Raw genomic sequence first — 19,030 nt, 5'->3', positions numbered from 1 at the left:
GTACAATTGAACACCTGATAATTGAAATGGATTTTTATAATATATTAGGAGTTAACTATGCGTTCTAGTTTTAAGAAGAAGTTAGTATCAGCTTTGTGTCTTGTTTGGGCATCTTCAGCGTATTCAGCTGTAGAGTTTAAACTTGGCCACTTCGGTTCTGAAAATCATCCTTCACACATTGCCGCTATGCAATTTGCTAAGCAAGTTGAAGCGCGAACAAAAGGTGAAGTAAGCGTTGAGCTTTATCCTAATAATGCCCTAGGCAGCCCACCAGAAGTACTTGAACAGGTGGTTATGGGAGTTGTTGATATGAGCCTCTCTGGGCAAGATCAATTAGCTAAACATGTGCCTTTGTTCGACACCGTCAGTATTCCTTTTTCTCTTAGTAACTCTGCTCATGCAGACCGTGTTTTAGATGGACCATTTAAGGAGTGGGCAGCACCAGAACTTGAAAAAGTAGGGCTTGTTTACTTATCCAGTTGGGATTGGGGGTTCCGTCAGTTGACTAACTCTGTTCGTCCTATTTTGACACCTGCGGATGTTAAAGGACTAAAAATTCGCACTCCACCTGCAATGACCTATCAAGCTGCAATGCAAGCAATTGGTGCAAATGTACAAACTATTTCGTTTAGTGAACTTGTAATGGCAATGCGTCAAGGGGTTGTTGATGGGCAAGAAAATCCAATTGGTGTTATTTACAATTTGAAATTGTATGAATCACAAAAATTTATTTCAATTATTAATTACTTGTACAGTTCAATGGTTCACGTTGTTTCTCAAGACGCTTGGGACCGTTTAACTACTGAGCAGCAAGTCATTGTTCGAGAAGAATCAGATTCCGCTCGTTTGTTAATGCGTAAATTAATGCGCGCAGAAGAGTTGAAACAAATTGAGGATATGCGTGCAAAAGGCATTGTAATTGATGAGCCTGATCTTGCTCCTTTCCAAGCAATGATGGGACCTGCCTATGAACAAATTAAAAAGAAAGTGGGTGTAGCTAATTTTGATAAATGGATTGAAATGACCAAATCAGTTAAATAGATCAAGATTTAGATGTTCCATGCTCTTTGATTTCGCCTTTTTAAGGCGAAATTTTATTTTTACAACAATTGAATAAATGATGTGTCAAAGGTTGGATAGAATTTTGACTAGCTAAAATGAGTCGTTTTTGAAGATTGTTAGCAATTCATAAATGTATTACACGATTTTAATAGCAAAGTGTTGAGTACAGCAAGCTAACTACATTTTGACCTAAAAACATGAACTTTATATTCCATTGTTTTACTGACAGGTAATAACTGGTATGTTGACCTTAGCGATATTCGGCGTTCTTATTTTCCTCCTCTTAATTAATGTGCCAGTTGTTGTTGCAATTGGCCTAACATCTGTAGCATTTTTTGTAGGACTTGGTGATGCTCGTTTACTCGCGATGCTCCCACATCGAATGTATTACGGAACAACTGGTTTTACACTACTGGCTATTCCATTTTTCATTTTAGCGGGAAATTTAATGAATACGGGCGGGATTACCGACCGTATATTCCGTTTTGCTCAATCCATGGTAGGACATATAGCAGGGGGAATTGGCCAAGTTAACATCGTTGCGAGTGTTATCTTTTCAGGTATGTCTGGTTCTGCAGTTGCAGATGCGGCTGGGCTTGGGCAGATAGAGCACAAAGCTATGGTTGACCAAGGTTATGACCCTGCTGACTCAGCAACTCTTGTTGCAGCTTCGTCCGTTATAGGGCCTGTTATACCTCCTAGTATTCCTTTTGTTTTATATGGATCTATTACCAGCGTATCTGTAGCGCGTTTATTCTTAGCTGGCTTTATTCCTGGTCTGTTGATGGCTATCGGCATGATGATTGCCTTGGGTATTTTAGCTAAACGCAGAAATTACCCTCGCGCCGAACATAAGGCTCCTTTTAAAGAACGCCTTGCTTCATTCAATGGTGCCTTTTGGCCCTTGATGGCCCCAGTCATCATCGTTGGTGGGATTATGAGTGGTTTTTTTACACCGACAGAAGCTTCGGTTGTTGTCTGTGTTTATGCCGCTTTACTTGGTTTTTATTACAAAGATTTAAAATTAAAAGCAATACCTGGGATCGTTTATAAATCAATTACTCAATCGGTAAGCTTGTTATTTATTATTTCATCGGCAAACTTTTTTGGATGGTTAATTATCCATCAAAAAATTCCAGATAGTGTTATTGAGACACTAGTTGGTTACGGTGCAACACAGTCAATTGTCATGTGGATTGTTATCGGTGTTGTATTAACCATGGGGCTATTTTTGGAAGGAAATGCCATCTTCTTGATCACGCTTCCATTGTTTATGCCAATAGCAACAATGTTTGATATAGACCTAGTTAATTTTGGTGTTGTAATGGTTTTATTGATCATGATTGGAAATTTAACGCCGCCGGTGGGAATGTGTTTATTTGCCGTGGATAGCTTCGCAAAAGTAGGGATGCCAGCTTTAGCTAAAAGGGTTTGGCCATATTTATTAATGATATTTTTAATTACGTTATTAATTGCGTTTGTACCAAGTATTTCGCTATTTTTACCTAATCTTATCATGGGAGAAATGTAATGATTCATTTACTAAAAACGCTTGATATGTGGGTTCAACGTATTCTTCGCTATATTGCGATGACTATGTTTACGGTACTGGCTCTTTTGTTGATCGCTAACATAGGGTTACGTTTGATTAACGATTTTGTTCAGTTTTCAATTGAGCATGGTATGGAAGGAGTAGCCAATGTAATTCAAAGTATTGTTACAATTAACTCTTTCTATTGGTTTGATGAAGTGATCGAATTGAGTTTTGCTGCACTTGTATTTTATGGTGCTGCTGCTCTTTGGTGTGCAAAACTACACTTTTCCGTGGGTGATTGGATAAGCCCTAGAATCCAAAATGTTCGCTTGAAACACTTTTATACCTTATTGATCCTGTTAATTTCTGCTATTTTTATGGCAATTTTATTTTGGTATTCTCTGAAATTAACGTTAAAAACAAATCAGGTAACCACTGCATTTCAGATAAAACAGTGGATACTTTATTCGTGTATACCAATTTCTTCTGCAATTATGCTCACTTATTCAATTGCCGACGTTATTATTGCAACAAAAAGATGGATAAGAGGAACGGTTGAAGATTCATAACGGTTTGTATCTGCAACCGAAGTGACAATTGCAGCAATTTTCTGTCTTAAAAATAGTAGCTTATAAACAATAAAATAGTCTCTATAGCACGCAATTTTTTGCGTGCATAAGATATAACGTTAAGTGCAAGCTCCTCTGTTCAACATTCACCTTTTATGAATTTTTAACATTGTTTATTTATCATTAACAATCACATCAACTTTATCATGGTAGTTTTTTTCATTAAGAGGGTACCTATTACCAAAATAGAGTGTGGTTTGTCCTTTCTTATGCGCCGTAATCTTACAAATTTCGCCACCAAATATCATTCCAGGCTCCCGAAATGGGATTAAACTTCTAGATGCTTCACAACTTATACTAGCAACGTCGGGAGAAGATGAGATTACCGAAGGGTAATATCCCCAGCGGCCTGGAAATCCATCACCAATTGCTAGTACTTCTTTAACCTCATCTTGGTGTAACTTTATAACCGAGATACCATTATCACTTTCAACTAATTCGGTATAACTATGTCTTTCTCCTGCACAACCTTGCAGCAAAAAGGAAAGAAAAAATACGTAAATTAACTGTTTCATAAACTATCCTTGTTATGTTTTGATTATGTTAATAATGATTTAATGCAACGAATATAGTCTGATTTTACCTACTGCCAAGCAGTAAGTGTGTTACATGGCTCTAATCTAAAACAGATTAAATCGATATTTATCAAATGGAATGAGCAGGGCTTGACTGAAGTCAATCCTATCAATTAGTTACCATAAACATGGTCAATTACAAATGACATTGAGTTAATTGTTTATTTATCAGAGGCTTATTTTGTTTTCAATCACTTTCAATATTAGCGTCATTCTTTCAAATTTCAGTCTAGAATGACAATCTTCATATTCTCTACAAACTTTCTGCACATTTTATCTTTATAGTTTAGATATTCAAACCAAGTGGCTTTCAAAGCAGATCCTGCATATAGACAACATACCTTAAAGCTTATTGAAATTTAACAAAACATAAAGGAATACCACAACAATTCAACTTGTTAAAGTTTTTGTCCTTTATAAACTAGGAAAATAATATGAACAATAAAATAATGGGATTATTAAGTACGTTATTTGCTTTTAACTTTGTAGTAGCGACGCCTGCTATTGCAAACGAACAACGCCATGGTAGTAAAAATAACGAACCACAAAATGCTCAAAAATTTGAACATAAACCGGTGCAGATAGTAACTCAACGTCATAATCAACATCATCGCAACAGCAGTAATTACAATAACCAGTATCACAACAAAAATCGGCACAATGTAAAACTAAAGACGCATCGCAAACAAGTAGGGAGTTTTATTGAAATTAATACAAGCCATATACCATTGTTGTCTATTATTGTATCAAAGAATAAAATTATTAATCCTCAACATCATAGTGTTAAGCACCAAAAAAATAGACATAAACTTAATCAACATAAGAGAAAACAAGATAGCCATTACGGAGCTGTTAATTATTTAGCATTTGACCCGCGCAGATAGTTGGTTACTATCAAGTTTTAATTATTTTTGTGATTAATGCTGATTAAAAATCATTGATCATTAATGAGCATTATAAATTTGGATAGACAGGCTATAAAGGTTACTGTTTGGTTAGTATTTTAACAATGGAGGCTGGTTTATGGAAGAATCCAAGAAATACAATAGAGCAGTTATATTAAGTATTTTATTATTAGTGGTTGGTGAGGCTCTATTTTATATAGGTGTGAATTTTACATCACCCGATAGTACTGCACGTTATGCGTACGCGGTTTCGGGCTTATTAACTGTGCCCTTATCCTTTTTCTGGGCGATTTTTGCTTTCATGAATGCTAAAACTAAGAATACTAAACGCTTATCATTGATTGTAATCGCTTTGACGGGAACAATTCTAACGATTGGCTTGTTGAAAATATTTTAGTCTAAATAGAAAGTATCACTGAACTATCTCATCATCAAAGTACTGGAAACCAACTGGGTATACCCTATATCGAAATAAGCTAAGCTCAATAGAGACTTAAGCTGAGGTTTGCCTTAGGACCAGATCTTTGAGCGGTAATCATCAACGAAAAATACAGATAAACAAAATAAATTAACGTTGTAGCATTGAATCAAGATTAGTCAGCCAAATCATCTAAGAGAGAAATACTTGTTATCACTTTTACCGATCGATAATTCAGTTAATTGCTAGTAAGAAAAAAATATTACGAATGGCCTATGCGTTTTGTGTTAGCGACTGAAAAATGCATCTTGATTTTAAAGATTATTAATAAAAACGAACAAATTTTAGTTTTAACTGTCTAACGGGGAGCATAAATCAATGATGGTCATTTATCAGGAGCTAAATACTCTTAATGTTGTTTTTGATCTTACCTTGGAAGGTAAAAAAGAAAGGCAAAAAACGAACTTCATCTTTGACTAGAATTTAATCATAACCAACGGTATAAAAAACGTTAATAACAAATATAACAAAATAGGTAAAACAATGAAAATAAAGACTTTAATCTCACTTTCAATATTAATTTTAATAACAGGATGTACATTAAGAGGCCCTTCAATAAAAGTCTCTGGTCCAGAAGTTATTGTTGATGATAGCGCAAACGGCAAGGTTTCTCAGAAGAATAAAGGCTCTTTTTGTCCGCCAGGCCAAGCTAAAAAAGGTAATTGCTAACTGATAGATTACTTAAGCAGTAAATCAAAAGGGAGGAGAGAAAATGTCCCTTTTTAAATTAAAGATAATCATATCAAAGCGGCTATTTATTTTCTTACCCTATTCATGTTGATTAAATTGTAGGAGGAACTTTGTCCCAATCATAAAAACTATTAATATAATCTTTAGTAGTGAAAATTGGTTCTGAAGTACATAAAACGGCTATTTATATCTCATAAATCTACTGAATGAGCATTTAATCCCTAATTAACACTGAAAGGGATACAACAGATACGTGCAATATCATCCTAAACAACACTGTCAATCCCCGACATGCCGTTTAGCGGTTAGGTATTTTCTCAACGATGCGACATAGCTTGTTAGACCTTCTGTTTTATAACAAGCATGGTATTTTTCAATATCACTTCTATTGACTAAAAGAGTGTGCATACCTAAGGATTTTGCAGTAGTAATACTTGCAACTTGTAGATCCTAAAAAGGGCTTCATTGGCTTTCAAACCAAAGTGTTCGCAGATAGTCTCAAATACATGCTAGCGAAGCTTTATTTTGAAACTGTTAGTGCCTCACTGAATACTTCATAAAAATCATATAAATTAATTTTTTAAGACTCTTGCTGCATAATCAACCACCGCTAGGTTTTGTGCGTAATTATTAAAGAAGAAAAGTCGAGTGTAGTGCCTAGGCAAAACATGATCACCCGTGATCTGTCGATCTTACCTCATCAGCCCTAGAATGAAATAAAATCAAAAGCCTTAATTGCACATTATTACCTGCTCAGTTTATCAAAACTCTGTTTTCCAACTCCTTGAAACGTTATCAATCGTTGATAAATTCACTGAATAAAAATTAGTCAAAGCGTTTGTATGACCTAATATAATTTAATGATCTGGCGAATTCAAAGTATAGATCTTGTCGTTACTTTAGGCCTTATTCATAGGTTGGACTTTAAGAAATAATGGGTTTTAACCCGTATTGTAATCGTCCCGTTTTTTTATCTCTGTCAGGGGGTGCCCGTTTGGCATATTTTGACAGAAAATGAATTGTGCTTTTCCACGTTTTTTTGAGCTTCGATAATATGTTTTGCGTTATCAATTCCATCAGGGGATAAAACCAACCCTGTGTATTTTTAGCAACCATAAACGTCGATAACTCAACGCCAGTAAGTTGCTGAACACTTAACCCTATACGTCGTTTAACCAACAATGAGAGTAAACTGCTCCAGACCAACCCTTCCATCATTGTCGCTTTTCGAGTGTTAAATTTTTGTAAGTTACAATATGATTTCCACTCTTTAAAGAGGAGCTCAATTTGCCAGCGTAATTGATAGAGTTTAATCACCTTTTCAGCACTAAACTGCTCTCTATCTAAATTCGTTGCCCAATAAGTCGGTTCATCTTTTCCTTCCGGCCAACTGGCAATTAATCGATAATTTGTTTTCCCTTCTACGTCCATGTCCACAATGCCGCTACGGCGAATATGCTTCTTAACCGCTTTCTGTTTTATTTTTTGAAACCGTTTTAATGGCTTACCCGCTTTATTGAATCCAGCAACAACCATCGGATTAACTGTTGTTTTAGCACGTACAACATAAGCGCCTCCAGCCTGGTCTATCTCATCTAAATATGAAAGCTTGAAATAACCTCGGTCAGCCAGCAATAACCTACCTGCTAATGCGTCTGCATCGGGTAAAAAGTCATACTCCGCTTGACTATCAGGACTGATAGATACTTGCTCAGGGTAGCCTTTCAATACGTCCCAGCTAACATGAACCTCGATGGCTGCGGGGCTAATTTTGGTAAAGCGACCTTTGAAAATATCTTTTAAGCTATCGTGAACAGCAAACGAGCTACCATCTTGTAATACGATACCTTTAAAGGCTGATAACTCAACTTCAGTGCCAAGCACTTGTTGCTGCCAATCATTGACAGCAACCCCAATTAACTCTTTTATCAGTTCAACAAATTCCGGTTTACTCAGCTGATTATGAAAAGGCTTATACTGCACATCTGTTTCAGTTAATTTTACAAAATAACGATGTAAATCTGTTACCGTATCGACTGATTTATCACCTAAAGCAGTGATTAACGACATCACCAATTCAAAAGGTTTAATAATTCGTTTTCGGTTACAAAAGTTAACATTTTTACCTATTTCATTAATTTTTAATTCATTAAGCACTTTAGTTATTTGCAGTAACTCAGTATTATCTTTATTCATGCTCTGATTTGCTCATTGATAGTGGTTTGGCGATTACTATCAGATCAAATTCAGAGCATGTTTTCAACTGATTTTCTTCTTAAGATCCAACCTATGAGGCCTTATTAGCTTTGCTAATCACAATGTCATCTATGCATTGCTATTAAAAATATCAAAGTCGTCTGTTAGATGAGTAACACCGCTTAATCGACTATTTTTTCAAAATGCTGATTTTTAAGATATATATACAACTACTTTAATGTGAATATTACTCGTTAAGTTATTAAACAACTAAAAAATAGATTTGAGATATTCAATAACATGAAGTGCGAATAATTAACATTTACAACAAAGGAAGGTTAGTATTAGTATGGACAAAAGATTAAAGAGCGCTCTTATATTGAACACAGTAGTTTCATTAACTACGGCTTGCGACGATAACTCTATAGATAAGGTCGAAGTGTTAGCACCAATTTCGATTGGTCAGTTAGAAGTGCCTGTTTCAGGTCATAAAATATGAAACTCAAACTATCACAGGAATAACCGATGAAACTGGTTCATTTGAATATCGAAACGGAGAAACGATCACTTTTAGTTTGGGGCAATATAGCCTGACAGAAGTTGAGACAAATGCCAATATTAAACTAGCTTCTCTGGTCGGAGAGGAAAGATACCAAGAAACTCAAAGTGTTAAATTATTGTAGGCGATGATCGCTCTTGAACAAGATAACGACGTATATAATGGGTTAGCTTTAGATACTTCTGATTTGAATGAAATAAACACAAAGTTTACAGATATTACTGACCGTGAATATACAGATATTACCAATACGCTAGGAGATGCAAAAGTTTATGCATATTTAAAATGGATGAATTTTGATCGCAATATCATCTTGTCTGCCGGTAACCACCATACACTCGGTTTATCAGCACAAGGTAAACCTTTCAGTTTCGGTGAAAACTATGCTGGCATTGTTTACGCTGAATCTCCAAGTCATTATTGCGGTAGCGAGCTACGTTTTAAGTTAGGTCGTGAATCTGATATGGATTTAGAACCCGGTACAGAACTTAATGAGGACGGGAAAGACACCTTAACTGAAGCAGAGAATGAATGTTATATCGAAGGAAATATTAAGCGTCAATATGGGTTATATAATGCCGCCTCAGGTTGGATGACATTGAGTGATGAATCATTAAATTTTAAAAGTGTTTCAACTGATCAGGTTGATGGTGCTTTAGTAACAACCGAGGGCAGATTATTTGTTTTCGGTCCGAATTTTAGTGGTGAACTAGGGACAGGTAATAAAAACCCAGTAACTACACCTATTGAAGTGACATTACCTAATGGAGAATTAGCGGTTTATGCAACTTCAGGAAGTAATAGTAGTTTCGTGGTAACACGTTCTGGGAAACTTTATTCCGCGGGAGATAATGGCAATTTGCAACTAGGGCGACTTGAAGATTCCACTGATGATCAAAGCACCTTTGGTTTAGTGCTTATACCGGCAGATGAGGTTGTGGTCGATGTTGCAATACGTGATATGCATGTTTATGCATTGACAGATCAAGGTGATGTCTATTCTTGGGGTAATAACACTAGCGGTGGTGAACTTGGAGACGGTTCTATTAGTGTTGACCGTTCTACACCTGTAAAAATTCTTGAGGGAAAAGATATCATTGCTATTGAAGCGGGAGCTGATTTTGGTCTAGCCGTTGATAATGCAGGTATCGTTTATGGTTGGGGCAATAATAGCTATGGTGCATTAGCACAAGGTACGTCGACTAGTACTGGTTTTGTCTATAAAGTATCGGATATTGCAAATATCTTGCTACCTGAAGTAATAGCTAACTTATCGACAGGATCTGCAGCGATGGGGGATGATCGACTGATTAGTTTCCAAGGTGGTAGTCGTAATGCACAGGGCTTAAGTTTGAAAGGGGATGTTTATTCTTGGGGAGATATGGGAGCGGGTTACATGGCGAATGGCTACGAAACTGATGTTAGTGGTATTGAACGTCAACTTGCTATTGAACCCGTTAAAGTAGCTGCCTTAGATGAGCTCTTTATTGCTTCTTTAAGCGCTAATACATCAAGTCACTTTGCGGTTACAGATCAGAATATTGTCTATGCTTGGGGATCAACTAGCGATGGCAGATTATCAGCAGTACAAGATGTATGTGCATCAACCAATGCGACGTTATATGGTGAAGAAGCCTCAGCTTCGGTTTGTTACACTCCTATTGAAGTCACAGTGACACCAAGTGTAAATTGATTTTTATTGAGTCGTCACATTTTAATGAGTTCCCACGGATCTTTATTTGAATCACCGTGGGAACTCATGTTAGTTTTTACTGAGTCGCTATATATTTCTGCGTGCAAAATCGAGGCGATCTAAAGGAAGGGCCCATAAATATTAAAATTTATTCAGCAGTTTCTTTTGCTAATTCAATGTAGATTTTACGTAACTTATTTGCAACTATCCCAGGAGTACCTGTTCCAATTGTTCTGCCATCAATTTCAACAACAGGCCAAACAAAAGTCGTTGCTGAACTGACAAAAGCTTCACTTGCTTGATGTGCTTCTGTAACGCTGAAAAGGCGTTCCTCAATAGTGATTTTCTCTTTTTTGGCAAGCGTTAATAAAGCTTTACGGGTAATGCCATGCAAAATATCATTGCTTAATGGACGAGTGACCAAAACACCTTCTTGCGTAACGATATAAGCATTATTCGAACTACCTTCGGTTATGTAACCATCTTCAACAAGCCATGCGTCGTCAACTTTTGCATCGGTTGCTGCTTTCTTTGCCATACAAGGTGCAAGTAAACAAACGGTTTTAATATCACGACGTTTCCAGCGAATATCTTCGATGGTAATCACTTTCATGCCTTTAACCGCTTTTGGCGTATCTAGCAATGAGCGCGCTTGTGTGAATAAAACTAATGTTGGTTTGACACCCGCTGGATAATCAAAATCACGGTCACCAGCAGAGCCTCGGCTTACTTGTAAATAAATACCACCTTCATTGAGATTGTTTTTTACGATTAAGCTTTTTTGAATTTTGGTGATTTCTTCAGTGGTAACGGGTAATGAAATCTGTAATTCATTACATGAACGTTGCAAACGAACCATATGGCCATCGTTATCAACTAACTTGCCATCAAGGACTGCTGTCACTTCATAAACAGCATCGCCAAATAAAAAACCACGATCGAAAATAGAAACTTTTGCTTCACTTTCGTTAATAAATTGACCATCTAAGTAGACGATACGTTCCATCATTTATACCTCGTTAGGTAGCAACAGTTTTATTATTGCTCTTGTCGTAAAACAGTTGCTATTGTCATAAAATAAAGTGGGAAATTATCCCCACAGTTCAACATCACAAACGTGCATTGAACTCGCAGTGAAAGTAAAAGGAAACTCTCTATCTTCAGCCAGTAGCAGTGGGCCATCCAAATCGACAACATCCACACCTTGTGCAACAATAAATGCAGGCGCCATCGCTAAAGAGGTGGCAAGCATACAGCCAACCATTACCTGTAGGTTTGCTTGTTGCGCTGCTTTTTTAAGTTCGAGTGCTTCAGTCAAGCCACCGGTTTTATCCAGTTTTATGTTAATCATGTCATAACGACCGATGATTTTTGGCAAGCTTGTTCTGTCGTGGCAAGATTCATCGGCGCATAATGTAATGGGTCTGGGCAGATATTCCAATGCAGCATCATTATCCGCAGGAAAAGGTTGCTCAATCATTTCAACACCGAGTTTGACCAATTCTGGAACAATTTCTAAATACAATGCTTCGTCCCAACCTTCATTGGCATCAACAATAATACGTGCCTTTGGTGATCCTTCTCGAACGGCGGTCACACGTGCAATATCACCTTCGCCCGCCAATTTAAGTTTTAATAGTGGACGATGGGCATTCTCAATTGCGGCTTTCTTCATGCACTCTGGTGTATCAAGTGAAAGTGTGAAAGCAGTGAGTAATGATAAAGGTTGCGCCACAGGTATGTGCTGCCAAATACGTTGCCCTTGTTGTTTACATGCTAAATCCCAATAAGCACAATCTAAAGCATTACGAGCAGCGCCTGCTGGTAATAAAGATTGCATTTGCTCACGGGTTAAACCAGATTCAATCTTAGCGACCAAGGTTTCAAGTTCAGCGAGTACCGATTCGATCGACTCACCATAGCGAGCATAGGGAACACATTCCCCACGACCGACATATTCACCTTGCTGTAGTTCGACGACAACTACATTGGCATGGGTTCTACTGCCTCGAGATATGGTAAAAGTACCGCGAATAAGGAAGCTCTCGCTAACAAGTTTAACCTTCATATTAAACCCCCTAGATTGCTTTTAATTTTTCTACAATACGAGAAACACCTTCACGGAAAGGGTCAACAGCAGGTAAAGCAAATTTAGCTTCAATGTCTGTTAAGTATTTTTCAGCTTCAGCTTCTGACAAATTGGAAGTGTTTACAGAGATACCAACAAATTGAGCATCGGGGTTGGTAATACGTGCAAAAGTAAGGTTGAGATCCATACAGGTTTTTAGGTCAGGTAAAGGATATGTTGGTAAACCGCGCATATGTTCTCGTGTAGGTTCGTGACATAAAATCAATGCATCAGCTTGTGAGCCGTGAATTAAACCTGCTGTAACACCTGAGAATGAAGCATGAAATAATGAACCTTGACCTTCAATAACATCCCAATGATCTGGAGTATTATCTGGCGCAATAGTTTCTACCGCGCCAGCAATAAAGTCAGCCACCACAGCGTCAATACTCACGCCAGATCCACTAATAAGAATACCTGTTTGACCCGTCGCTCTAAAACTTGCATTCATATTTTGTGCAAGCATCTCTTTTTCAAGTGCTAAAGCGGTATACATTTTACCTACTGAGCAGTCAGTGCCGACTTGAAGTACGCGCTTACCTGTTCGTTTTAAACCACTTGCCACGGGGAATGTTTGTGTTGGGAAGCGAACATCAAACAATTCACGGCCTAAGCTATCTGCTAATGCTTTAAGTATTGGAATATCGTTTAACTTATTGTGCAGGCCTGCTGCTAGGTCAAAACCTGCTTCAAGTGCTTGCGTCAAAATTGAAATCCATTGCTCAGAGATTATACCGCCACGGTTAGCAACGCCAATAACTAATGTTTTAACGCCAGCTGCTTTCGCTTGTGCAATATCCATATCCGTCAAACCACAATCAGCAACACATGAGTCCATGCGAAATTGACCAGCACAATATTCTGGATGCCATTGGCTTATTCCCTGAGCAACTTTTGCTGCAAGAGGATCTTGTGCATCACCTAAAAATAGTAAATAAGGTTTTTTGATTTCCATTTTTTTGATTCCTATTGGTAGTAAAACTAACCTCATTGGTTAACGTTTAGTTGCTGATTGAAACGACCTAATATTAAACTTATCATTAGTCAGTTAAATTTAATACAGCACCTTTTGTGCCATAAATAAATATTAATTAACTTCTACTCTGTAAAAATAAGAGAAATTTTTAGTAGGAAAAACAATAGAATAAATACAACAGAAGAAAAAACTGTTAATCAAAAATATAATCACCATAGTAGTTTTTAATGTTATTTTTTCGATATTTTTAGTGTTTAATACTGGAACGTATTTCTCGATTTGTAGTTGAAAAAAGTAAATTTGGTTAACTTAGGGTTTAATATTATTGTTTGATTATGCGAATATTTTTTAAAAAAGTTATTTTTCGCACCATTTTTGATCTTTTGGGCTATTTTGGTGCATTGGATTTAGAGTGGCTTAATTTGTAAATGTGTCATTGTAAACTTAATAACTTGCATTTTATTATCCGAATCTGCTGCTACTGCACGGTAATAAAGAGCAGTTAAGCTGTTAAATAAAAGTATTTGGTTTAGGAGCGAGTATTTACGGTATATGGGGAAGTTATGCTGCAGGATAAAATTTTTAATAGTGCTTTATTTAACTGGTTTAATGGTGTGCTTTTATAATAGGAATCGACATCCAAACAGCCTGAACAGGTTCATGTTTAACCTTTAGCTCGAACCTTTTAAAACTAGCTTTTAAATGATATCTGGTTTTATTTTGTTTGGTGTCACAGCAAAAGCTTGAATCCAATTTATAGTGCATATGTCATAATGTGTTCACCATCATAGCCCACGTATTTATAACATATCCAAACAACACTATTTCAAGCCATTGGAAGTAGGGAGTAACAGAGAAATAGGAGCTCTAATATGTCACAAAATTATGTTCACCGATTAAATGTCGTTTTATTTAGTGTGAAAGCATTACGTTGGCTTTTAATCTTGGCGACTCTTCTCTTTTTACTCGGTTTATTTCTGCCCATGATCACCATTTCTAAGTTTATGGTTATAAATAACTCCATTTCGATTATCTCTGGTTTAGCCGAACTGGTTAGTCAGGGACAAATTTTAATTTTTTTGACTGTCGGTATATTCAGTGTGGTATTACCTATCTGTAAAATTGGATTTCTATTTCTATTATTACAATCGAATATAACCTCTACCAAACAATACAAGAAATTACTTTACTTGATGCACGAATATGGAAGGTGGCTATGTTGATTGTCACGGTAAAGTTAGGTGTTATTGCCAGTATCCAAGTGCATGCGGGCCTTTATTTATTTGGTATTGCAGTACTGTTGTTAATGTTTATCACCAGTAACGTGTCTAAATTAAAACTAAAAAAAACAGACGATGAAAACGAAATACAGCGTGATGACTATATTATTAAGGAATAAATAATCATAAAGATAGCCAAGATTCAAGAAAGTCTAACTCAGCAACCACCTACTTTTGTAGGAGGTTGTTGAGTTTATAAACTTGTAGGTAGTTAATTAGTAACAGTAACCGAAGAGGGGCATTTATGTTTCTACTTACAAGTTTAGAGGAAAAGATGCTGCTGAACGTTCAATATTTCCGCATGCTCTTTGCACTACTTCTAAATACCCAGTAAGCAGCAGGCTTTAAGTAATTTTTCCGCACCAGGCCCCATAAATGCATCGGTAATGTTACTCTGCACAAATAATCCGTTCGCGGGCTAAATCATAACACCAGTTATAAATAATGGCATACACTAAGAAGAAAACGACCACGCCAATATCCATTATAAATACAGTCCAAAAATCTAATTGCAGTACCCACATCATTAATGGCAGTGTCACAATAATCATTCCAAATTCAAAACCAATACCATGACTAATACGCATTTGAAATGAACGCTCTATACGATTTTGTCCGAACAGTTGGTCGAATACTAAGTTATAAATATAATTCCAAACCATTGCCAACACTGATAAACCTATTGCCAATCCGGTAACTGATGCGATCCCTGTATCGGTAAATACTAAGGCGGCAGTTATTACAAAAAATAAGGCTATCGCTTCAAATAATATACTGTGTAAAATTCGTTCTTTAGTTTTCATATCAATCTCGTTATGTTTTAGTTTGGTTGTCATTAATTTGTTGTAAGTCTTAACTAAGTAGTGGTTAGCTACTTATTGGTTGTTATAATAATCATTAATTTTGAAAGAATATAGTTAGTTACCATCAGGAAAAGTGATATGTATAATTTAGAACAGTTAAGAATGTTTGTTGAAACCGCACAGTCAGGTTCATTCTCTGCCTGTGCTCGTCAGTTGGGGAAAGTGCAATCTGCTGTCAGTCAGGGTATCGCAAATCTAGAAGTCGAGCTCAATACTACCTTGTTCGATCGCACCAGTCGTAAACCTTCACTAACCCCTCAAGGAGAAAGGCTATTACCTTTTGCTATCGCAATTCTTCAGCAAACTTATGAGCTCGATTCTGTCAATAATGCGTTAAATTTATCTCATGAAACAAATATAAAAATGGCGGTTGATGATTCATTATTGCCAATGACAGCAAGCCTACTTAGTGAGTTTTCAACTAATTTCCCTGGGACAGCATTAGAACTGTATGGAGTATCCACCTCTGACGTTTTAGACCTAGTACAAACTGGGCGAGCCGATTTGGGGTTAATGTTCTCTAGTAGTAATTTTCCGCAACAAGTGGATTTATGTTATATCGGTAGTTTGCCGTTTAATGGTGTTGTGAGCCCTACACATTCACTGGCAAGTTTAGATGTGGTGACGGTTTCAGATTTGATCCCTCATCGTCAACTATTGAACCGTGGGCTCGAAGGTCAGGCCGCAGCGCAATGCCCAATCATCTCTTCACATATTTGGCGGGGTAATACATTTAACGCAGTTAATACCATGGTAATGGAAGGACTAGGGTGGAGTTATATACCCGCTTATATGGCGAAACAATATGAATCTCAAGGGAAGATGGTCAGAATGAAGCTAAGTTTTGATCATAAACCTTGGCCTGTGCAGATTGAACGGGTAATGACCAAACAAAAGGAAAGAGGGCCTGCGTTACAATGGTTGGCAGAGGCTGTCACACAATTGCTAGATAACTAACGTGATGCCAAATCAGTAAATTACTGTGATCATTTAATTTCAACTGGATAAGTGTCTTTGGTATGTTGATGGCATTCAAGTTGTAAATTGTCATTCATAGAGGTAATTGGAGATAATTATATAACAAAGACAACTGCATATCACAAAGACTACTGGGTATCATAAGGACAATTTAGGCTGTATAAAATCTATAAATGCCGATATACGTCTAGCTACAGAAGATGATTTATAAAACACAGCATTAATCTGTTCTCGCTCGGTATTGATTAGCTTTCCATGCTCTAATAACGGTATTAATCTACCCGCAGCGATATCGTTTTTGACCATAAAACCGGATAAGCAAGCAATGCCATTCCCTGAAAGGGCGAGTTGACGTACTGTTTCACCGTTACTGGCTGTCAATGAAGGGGTAATATAATCGCTTCCAGCAAGCGGCCAACGGTTTAATACTTTGGCGCCCGTAAAACCAATCAATTGATGACCTGTTAATTCACTGTGTTGTTTTGGTAAACCTCTTTTCGCCAAATATTCTGGTGATGCCACGATATATAATAAACTTTTTCCTAGCGGCCTCGCATACAAGGTTGAGTCACTTAATTTACCAATACGGATGGCCATGTCAGTTCTTTTTTCTAACAGATCTACAACCCCCTCATTGGAGGTGATCTCTAATTGAATATCAGGAAATGCTTTATTAAAAGAGTGGATTAAAGGTACCAGTTGATGCAAAACAAAAGGGCTGGCTGCATCAACACGTAATTTCCCAGCGGGCAACTCTCCTCGAGCGACGAGATCTTCTTCTGCATGCTGAATTTGTAATAACCCAATACGAACCGAGTCAACAAACTGTCTGCCTTCATCGGTTAACTCAACACGACGTGTGGTGCGATTTAAAATAGTAACAGCAAGCTGTTTTTCTATTTTACTGACAGCACGAGAGACTTTAGCAACTTGAATATCCAGAGCCTCTGCCGCAGCAGAAAAACCGCCACTGTCGATCACTGCCAATAAAATCTGTAAGTCGTCTGAACGAGTCAGCATGTTGTTATCCCTTCTTATATTTGCAATTTTTACAAAAGTAATTTGTTAATAATGCCATTTATTACAAAATAAAACTAAACAATAATGCTTTCCAAACAAAACACCCATTTAATTTATTGTAAACAGAGAAAGAGGAAAAATTATGCCTTTAGCATTATTTGCATTGACGCTTAGCGCCTTTGCTATTGGAACAACCGAATTTGTTATTGTTGGGTTAATACCAACAATGGCGCAAGATTTGAATGTATCGTTGCCATCTGCGGGTCTGTTAGTCAGCCTTTATGCACTAGGGGTTGCCGTTGGAGCACCAGTATTAACTGCATTAACAGGTAAGTGGAATAGAAAGCATGTATTACTGGCTGTGATGGCACTTTTTGTCGCAGGTAACTTACTGGCATGGCAAGCCCCAGGTTATGAAACATTAATTGGCGCTCGACTATTAACTGGTTTAGCGCATGGTGTTTTCTTTTCTATCGGCACCACCATTGCGACTGGGTTAGTTTCAAAAGAGAAAGCCGCGAGTGCGATTGCCATTATGTTTACAGGTTTAACTGTGGCATTGGTAACGGGAGTACCGCTCGGGACTTATATTGGCCAAACCTTTGGCTGGCAAGCAACGTTTTTAGTGGTGGCACTGTTAGGTTTGATTGCACTCATTGGTAGCGCATTGTTAGTGCCAAATAACTTAAAGCAAGCAACAGCAAGTAAGATTTCTACACAATTAAAAGTCCTTTCAGAGCCTCGCTTACTGTTGGTGTATGCCATCACAGCGATTGGTTATGGTGGTTCATTCATCGCATTTACTTATTTGGCGCCTATTCTGGAGCAAATCTCAGGCTTTGACTCAAGTGCGATCAGTTTGATTATGCTGGTTTATGGTGTTTCTGTTGCAGTTGGTAATATCTGGGGCGGAAAAATGGCAGATAAAATGGGGCCAATTAAAGCGCTTTCCATTATTTTTACAGGACTTGCGACGGTGTTGCTAGTATTCAGTGTTACGGCGGTTAATCCAGTTGCTGCTGTGGTCACTATTTTAGTGTGGGGCGCTTTTGCGTTTGGTAATGTCCCAGGTTTACAAGTTTACGTTGTCAAACTAGCCGAACAACACACACCTAATGCAGTGGATGTTGCATCTGGTCTTAACATTGCCGCATTTAATGTCGGTATTGCACTAGGTGCTTGGGGTGGTGGTTTAATCGTTGAAAGTGCAGGCCTTATGAATACACCTTGGGTGGGGGCGATTGTGGTTTTATTGGCGTTAGTATTAACCCGCTTTAGTGGCAGTTTAGACAAAAAAGCAGAGCAGAAAGCTTTGTTAGTACAAACTGCTTAAGCGCCTTTAGCTTAATAAGAATAAGAAGAAGTGGTAACGATAAGGTGCCACTTCTTTTTGCTTTTAGGCGATTCTCCATCTCTGTTATATTTTTGAAAGCCTAAATCAGAAAGCCCTAGCGGCTAGTTATA

General features: G+C 37.4%; 16 protein-coding genes and 1 pseudogene. 10 read left to right on the top strand and 7 right to left on the bottom strand.

Features of this window, described 5'->3' with window-relative positions; genetic code table 11:
- Positions 1–57: 57 nt before the first annotated feature.
- The 3 genes from H5084_RS04655 (at position 58) to H5084_RS04645 (ending at position 3,165) form a co-directional block, all read left to right on the top strand.
- Positions 58–1,041 (top strand): TRAP transporter substrate-binding protein, encoded by a 984-nt coding sequence (locus H5084_RS04655; RefSeq protein WP_182689676.1) that lies wholly within the window; start codon positions 58–60, stop codon positions 1,039–1,041.
- A gap of 262 nt (positions 1,042–1,303) precedes the next feature.
- Positions 1,304–2,593 (top strand): TRAP transporter large permease, encoded by a 1,290-nt coding sequence (locus H5084_RS04650; protein ID WP_028868445.1) that lies wholly within the window; start codon positions 1,304–1,306, stop codon positions 2,591–2,593.
- Positions 2,593–3,165: a TRAP transporter small permease gene (locus H5084_RS04645; protein ID WP_182689675.1), complete on the top strand. Its 573-nt coding sequence runs from the start codon at positions 2,593–2,595 to the stop codon at positions 3,163–3,165. The genes H5084_RS04650 and H5084_RS04645 overlap by 1 nt, the downstream gene beginning before the upstream one ends.
- A 173-nt stretch (positions 3,166–3,338) precedes the next feature.
- Here H5084_RS04645 and H5084_RS04640 read toward each other — a convergent pair whose 3' ends face one another.
- Entirely contained in the window at positions 3,339–3,740 is a 402-nt protein-coding gene (locus H5084_RS04640) for a hypothetical protein (protein ID WP_182689674.1), read from the bottom strand.
- A gap of 494 nt (positions 3,741–4,234) precedes the next feature.
- On the opposite strand from H5084_RS04640, the gene H5084_RS04635 reads away from it, so the two are divergent.
- The 3 genes from H5084_RS04635 to H5084_RS04625 all read left to right on the top strand — a co-directional run bounded on the left by H5084_RS04635 (position 4,235) and on the right by H5084_RS04625 (position 5,852).
- On the top strand, positions 4,235–4,684 hold the full coding sequence (locus tag H5084_RS04635; RefSeq protein ID WP_028868442.1) for a hypothetical protein: 450 nt from the start codon (positions 4,235–4,237) through the stop codon (positions 4,682–4,684).
- Between the two features lie 139 nt (positions 4,685–4,823).
- Complete coding sequence (locus tag H5084_RS04630; protein WP_182689673.1) at positions 4,824–5,102, top strand: hypothetical protein; 279 nt, start codon at positions 4,824–4,826, stop codon at positions 5,100–5,102.
- A 564-nt stretch (positions 5,103–5,666) separates the two neighbouring features.
- A complete protein-coding gene (locus tag H5084_RS04625) occupies positions 5,667–5,852 on the top strand; it encodes a hypothetical protein (protein ID WP_084296244.1) in 186 nt (61 codons plus the stop codon).
- 945 nt (positions 5,853–6,797) lie between these two features.
- On the opposite strand, the gene H5084_RS04620 is transcribed toward H5084_RS04625, so the two are convergent.
- Positions 6,798–8,069, bottom strand: a complete 1,272-nt coding sequence (locus tag H5084_RS04620; protein WP_182689672.1) for an IS4-like element ISMps1 family transposase — start codon at positions 8,067–8,069, stop codon at positions 6,798–6,800.
- Between the two features lie 686 nt (positions 8,070–8,755).
- Here H5084_RS04620 and H5084_RS04615 point away from each other — a divergent pair.
- On the top strand, positions 8,756–10,321 hold the full coding sequence (locus H5084_RS04615) for a hypothetical protein (RefSeq protein ID WP_182689671.1): 1,566 nt from the start codon (positions 8,756–8,758) through the stop codon (positions 10,319–10,321).
- Between the two features lie 148 nt (positions 10,322–10,469).
- On the opposite strand, the gene H5084_RS04610 is transcribed toward H5084_RS04615, so the two are convergent.
- The 3 genes from H5084_RS04610 to dgcN form a co-directional block, all read right to left on the bottom strand.
- The gene (locus tag H5084_RS04610; RefSeq protein WP_211235643.1) at positions 10,470–11,330 is read right to left on the bottom strand and encodes a D-amino-acid transaminase; all 861 of its coding nucleotides are present in this window, start codon (positions 11,328–11,330) and stop codon (positions 10,470–10,472) included.
- Between the two features lie 81 nt (positions 11,331–11,411).
- A complete protein-coding gene (gene dgcA / locus H5084_RS04605) occupies positions 11,412–12,389 on the bottom strand; it encodes an N-acetyl-D-Glu racemase DgcA (RefSeq protein WP_182689670.1) in 978 nt (325 codons plus the stop codon).
- A gap of 10 nt (positions 12,390–12,399) precedes the next feature.
- Entirely contained in the window at positions 12,400–13,404 is a 1,005-nt protein-coding gene (gene dgcN / locus H5084_RS04600; protein ID WP_182689669.1) for an N-acetyltransferase DgcN, read from the bottom strand.
- An 893-nt stretch (positions 13,405–14,297) separates the two neighbouring features.
- On the opposite strand from dgcN, the pseudogene H5084_RS20025 reads away from it, so the two are divergent.
- A pseudogene (locus tag H5084_RS20025) lies at positions 14,298–14,824 on the top strand (paraquat-inducible protein A).
- Between the two features lie 270 nt (positions 14,825–15,094).
- On the opposite strand, the gene H5084_RS04590 reads toward H5084_RS20025, so the two are convergent.
- Positions 15,095–15,508 carry a PACE efflux transporter gene (locus H5084_RS04590; protein WP_028868435.1) on the bottom strand — a complete coding sequence of 138 codons (414 nt, stop codon included), beginning with the start codon at positions 15,506–15,508 and terminating at the stop codon, positions 15,095–15,097.
- 138 nt (positions 15,509–15,646) lie between these two features.
- Here H5084_RS04590 and H5084_RS04585 point away from each other — a divergent pair, with 138 nt between their 5' ends.
- Complete coding sequence (locus H5084_RS04585) at positions 15,647–16,525, top strand: LysR family transcriptional regulator (RefSeq protein WP_028868434.1); 879 nt, start codon at positions 15,647–15,649, stop codon at positions 16,523–16,525.
- A 159-nt stretch (positions 16,526–16,684) separates the two neighbouring features.
- Here H5084_RS04585 and H5084_RS04580 read toward each other — a convergent pair whose 3' ends face one another.
- A complete protein-coding gene (locus H5084_RS04580) occupies positions 16,685–17,566 on the bottom strand; it encodes a LysR family transcriptional regulator (RefSeq protein WP_182689668.1) in 882 nt (293 codons plus the stop codon).
- Between the two features lie 142 nt (positions 17,567–17,708).
- Here H5084_RS04580 and H5084_RS04575 point away from each other — a divergent pair, with 142 nt between their 5' ends.
- Positions 17,709–18,899, top strand: coding sequence for an MFS transporter (locus H5084_RS04575; protein WP_182689667.1), 1,191 nt, complete (start codon positions 17,709–17,711; stop codon positions 18,897–18,899).
- Positions 18,900–19,030: the final 131 nt, after the last annotated feature.

This window comes from Psychromonas sp. SR45-3, assembly GCF_014163575.1.
Classification (GTDB): Bacteria; Pseudomonadota; Gammaproteobacteria; order Enterobacterales; family Psychromonadaceae; genus Psychromonas; species Psychromonas arctica.
Note: the sequence above shows the minus strand (reverse complement) of the source record. Positions and strands in the feature narration are given on the sequence as shown.

Coding starts and splice junctions, on each gene's coding strand:
- H5084_RS04655 (WP_182689676.1), top strand. CDS start 58: ATGCGTTCTAGTTTTAAGAAGAAGTTAGTATCAGCTTTGTGTCTTGTT.
- H5084_RS04575 (WP_182689667.1), top strand. CDS start 17,709: ATGCCTTTAGCATTATTTGCATTGACGCTTAGCGCCTTTGCTATTGGA.
- H5084_RS04640 (WP_182689674.1), bottom strand. CDS start 3,740: ATGAAACAGTTAATTTACGTATTTTTTCTTTCCTTTTTGCTGCAAGGT.
- H5084_RS04650 (WP_028868445.1), top strand. CDS start 1,304: ATGTTGACCTTAGCGATATTCGGCGTTCTTATTTTCCTCCTCTTAATT.
- H5084_RS04645 (WP_182689675.1), top strand. CDS start 2,593: ATGATTCATTTACTAAAAACGCTTGATATGTGGGTTCAACGTATTCTT.
- H5084_RS04630 (WP_182689673.1), top strand. CDS start 4,824: ATGGAAGAATCCAAGAAATACAATAGAGCAGTTATATTAAGTATTTTA.
- H5084_RS04580 (WP_182689668.1), bottom strand. CDS start 17,566: ATGCTGACTCGTTCAGACGACTTACAGATTTTATTGGCAGTGATCGAC.
- H5084_RS04625 (WP_084296244.1), top strand. CDS start 5,667: ATGAAAATAAAGACTTTAATCTCACTTTCAATATTAATTTTAATAACA.
- H5084_RS04610 (WP_211235643.1), bottom strand. CDS start 11,330: ATGATGGAACGTATCGTCTACTTAGATGGTCAATTTATTAACGAAAGT.
- dgcN (WP_182689669.1), bottom strand. CDS start 13,404: ATGGAAATCAAAAAACCTTATTTACTATTTTTAGGTGATGCACAAGAT.
- H5084_RS04620 (WP_182689672.1), bottom strand. CDS start 8,069: ATGAATAAAGATAATACTGAGTTACTGCAAATAACTAAAGTGCTTAAT.
- dgcA (WP_182689670.1), bottom strand. CDS start 12,389: ATGAAGGTTAAACTTGTTAGCGAGAGCTTCCTTATTCGCGGTACTTTT.
- H5084_RS04585 (WP_028868434.1), top strand. CDS start 15,647: ATGTATAATTTAGAACAGTTAAGAATGTTTGTTGAAACCGCACAGTCA.
- H5084_RS04615 (WP_182689671.1), top strand. CDS start 8,756: ATGATCGCTCTTGAACAAGATAACGACGTATATAATGGGTTAGCTTTA.
- H5084_RS04635 (WP_028868442.1), top strand. CDS start 4,235: ATGAACAATAAAATAATGGGATTATTAAGTACGTTATTTGCTTTTAAC.
- H5084_RS04590 (WP_028868435.1), bottom strand. CDS start 15,508: ATGAAAACTAAAGAACGAATTTTACACAGTATATTATTTGAAGCGATA.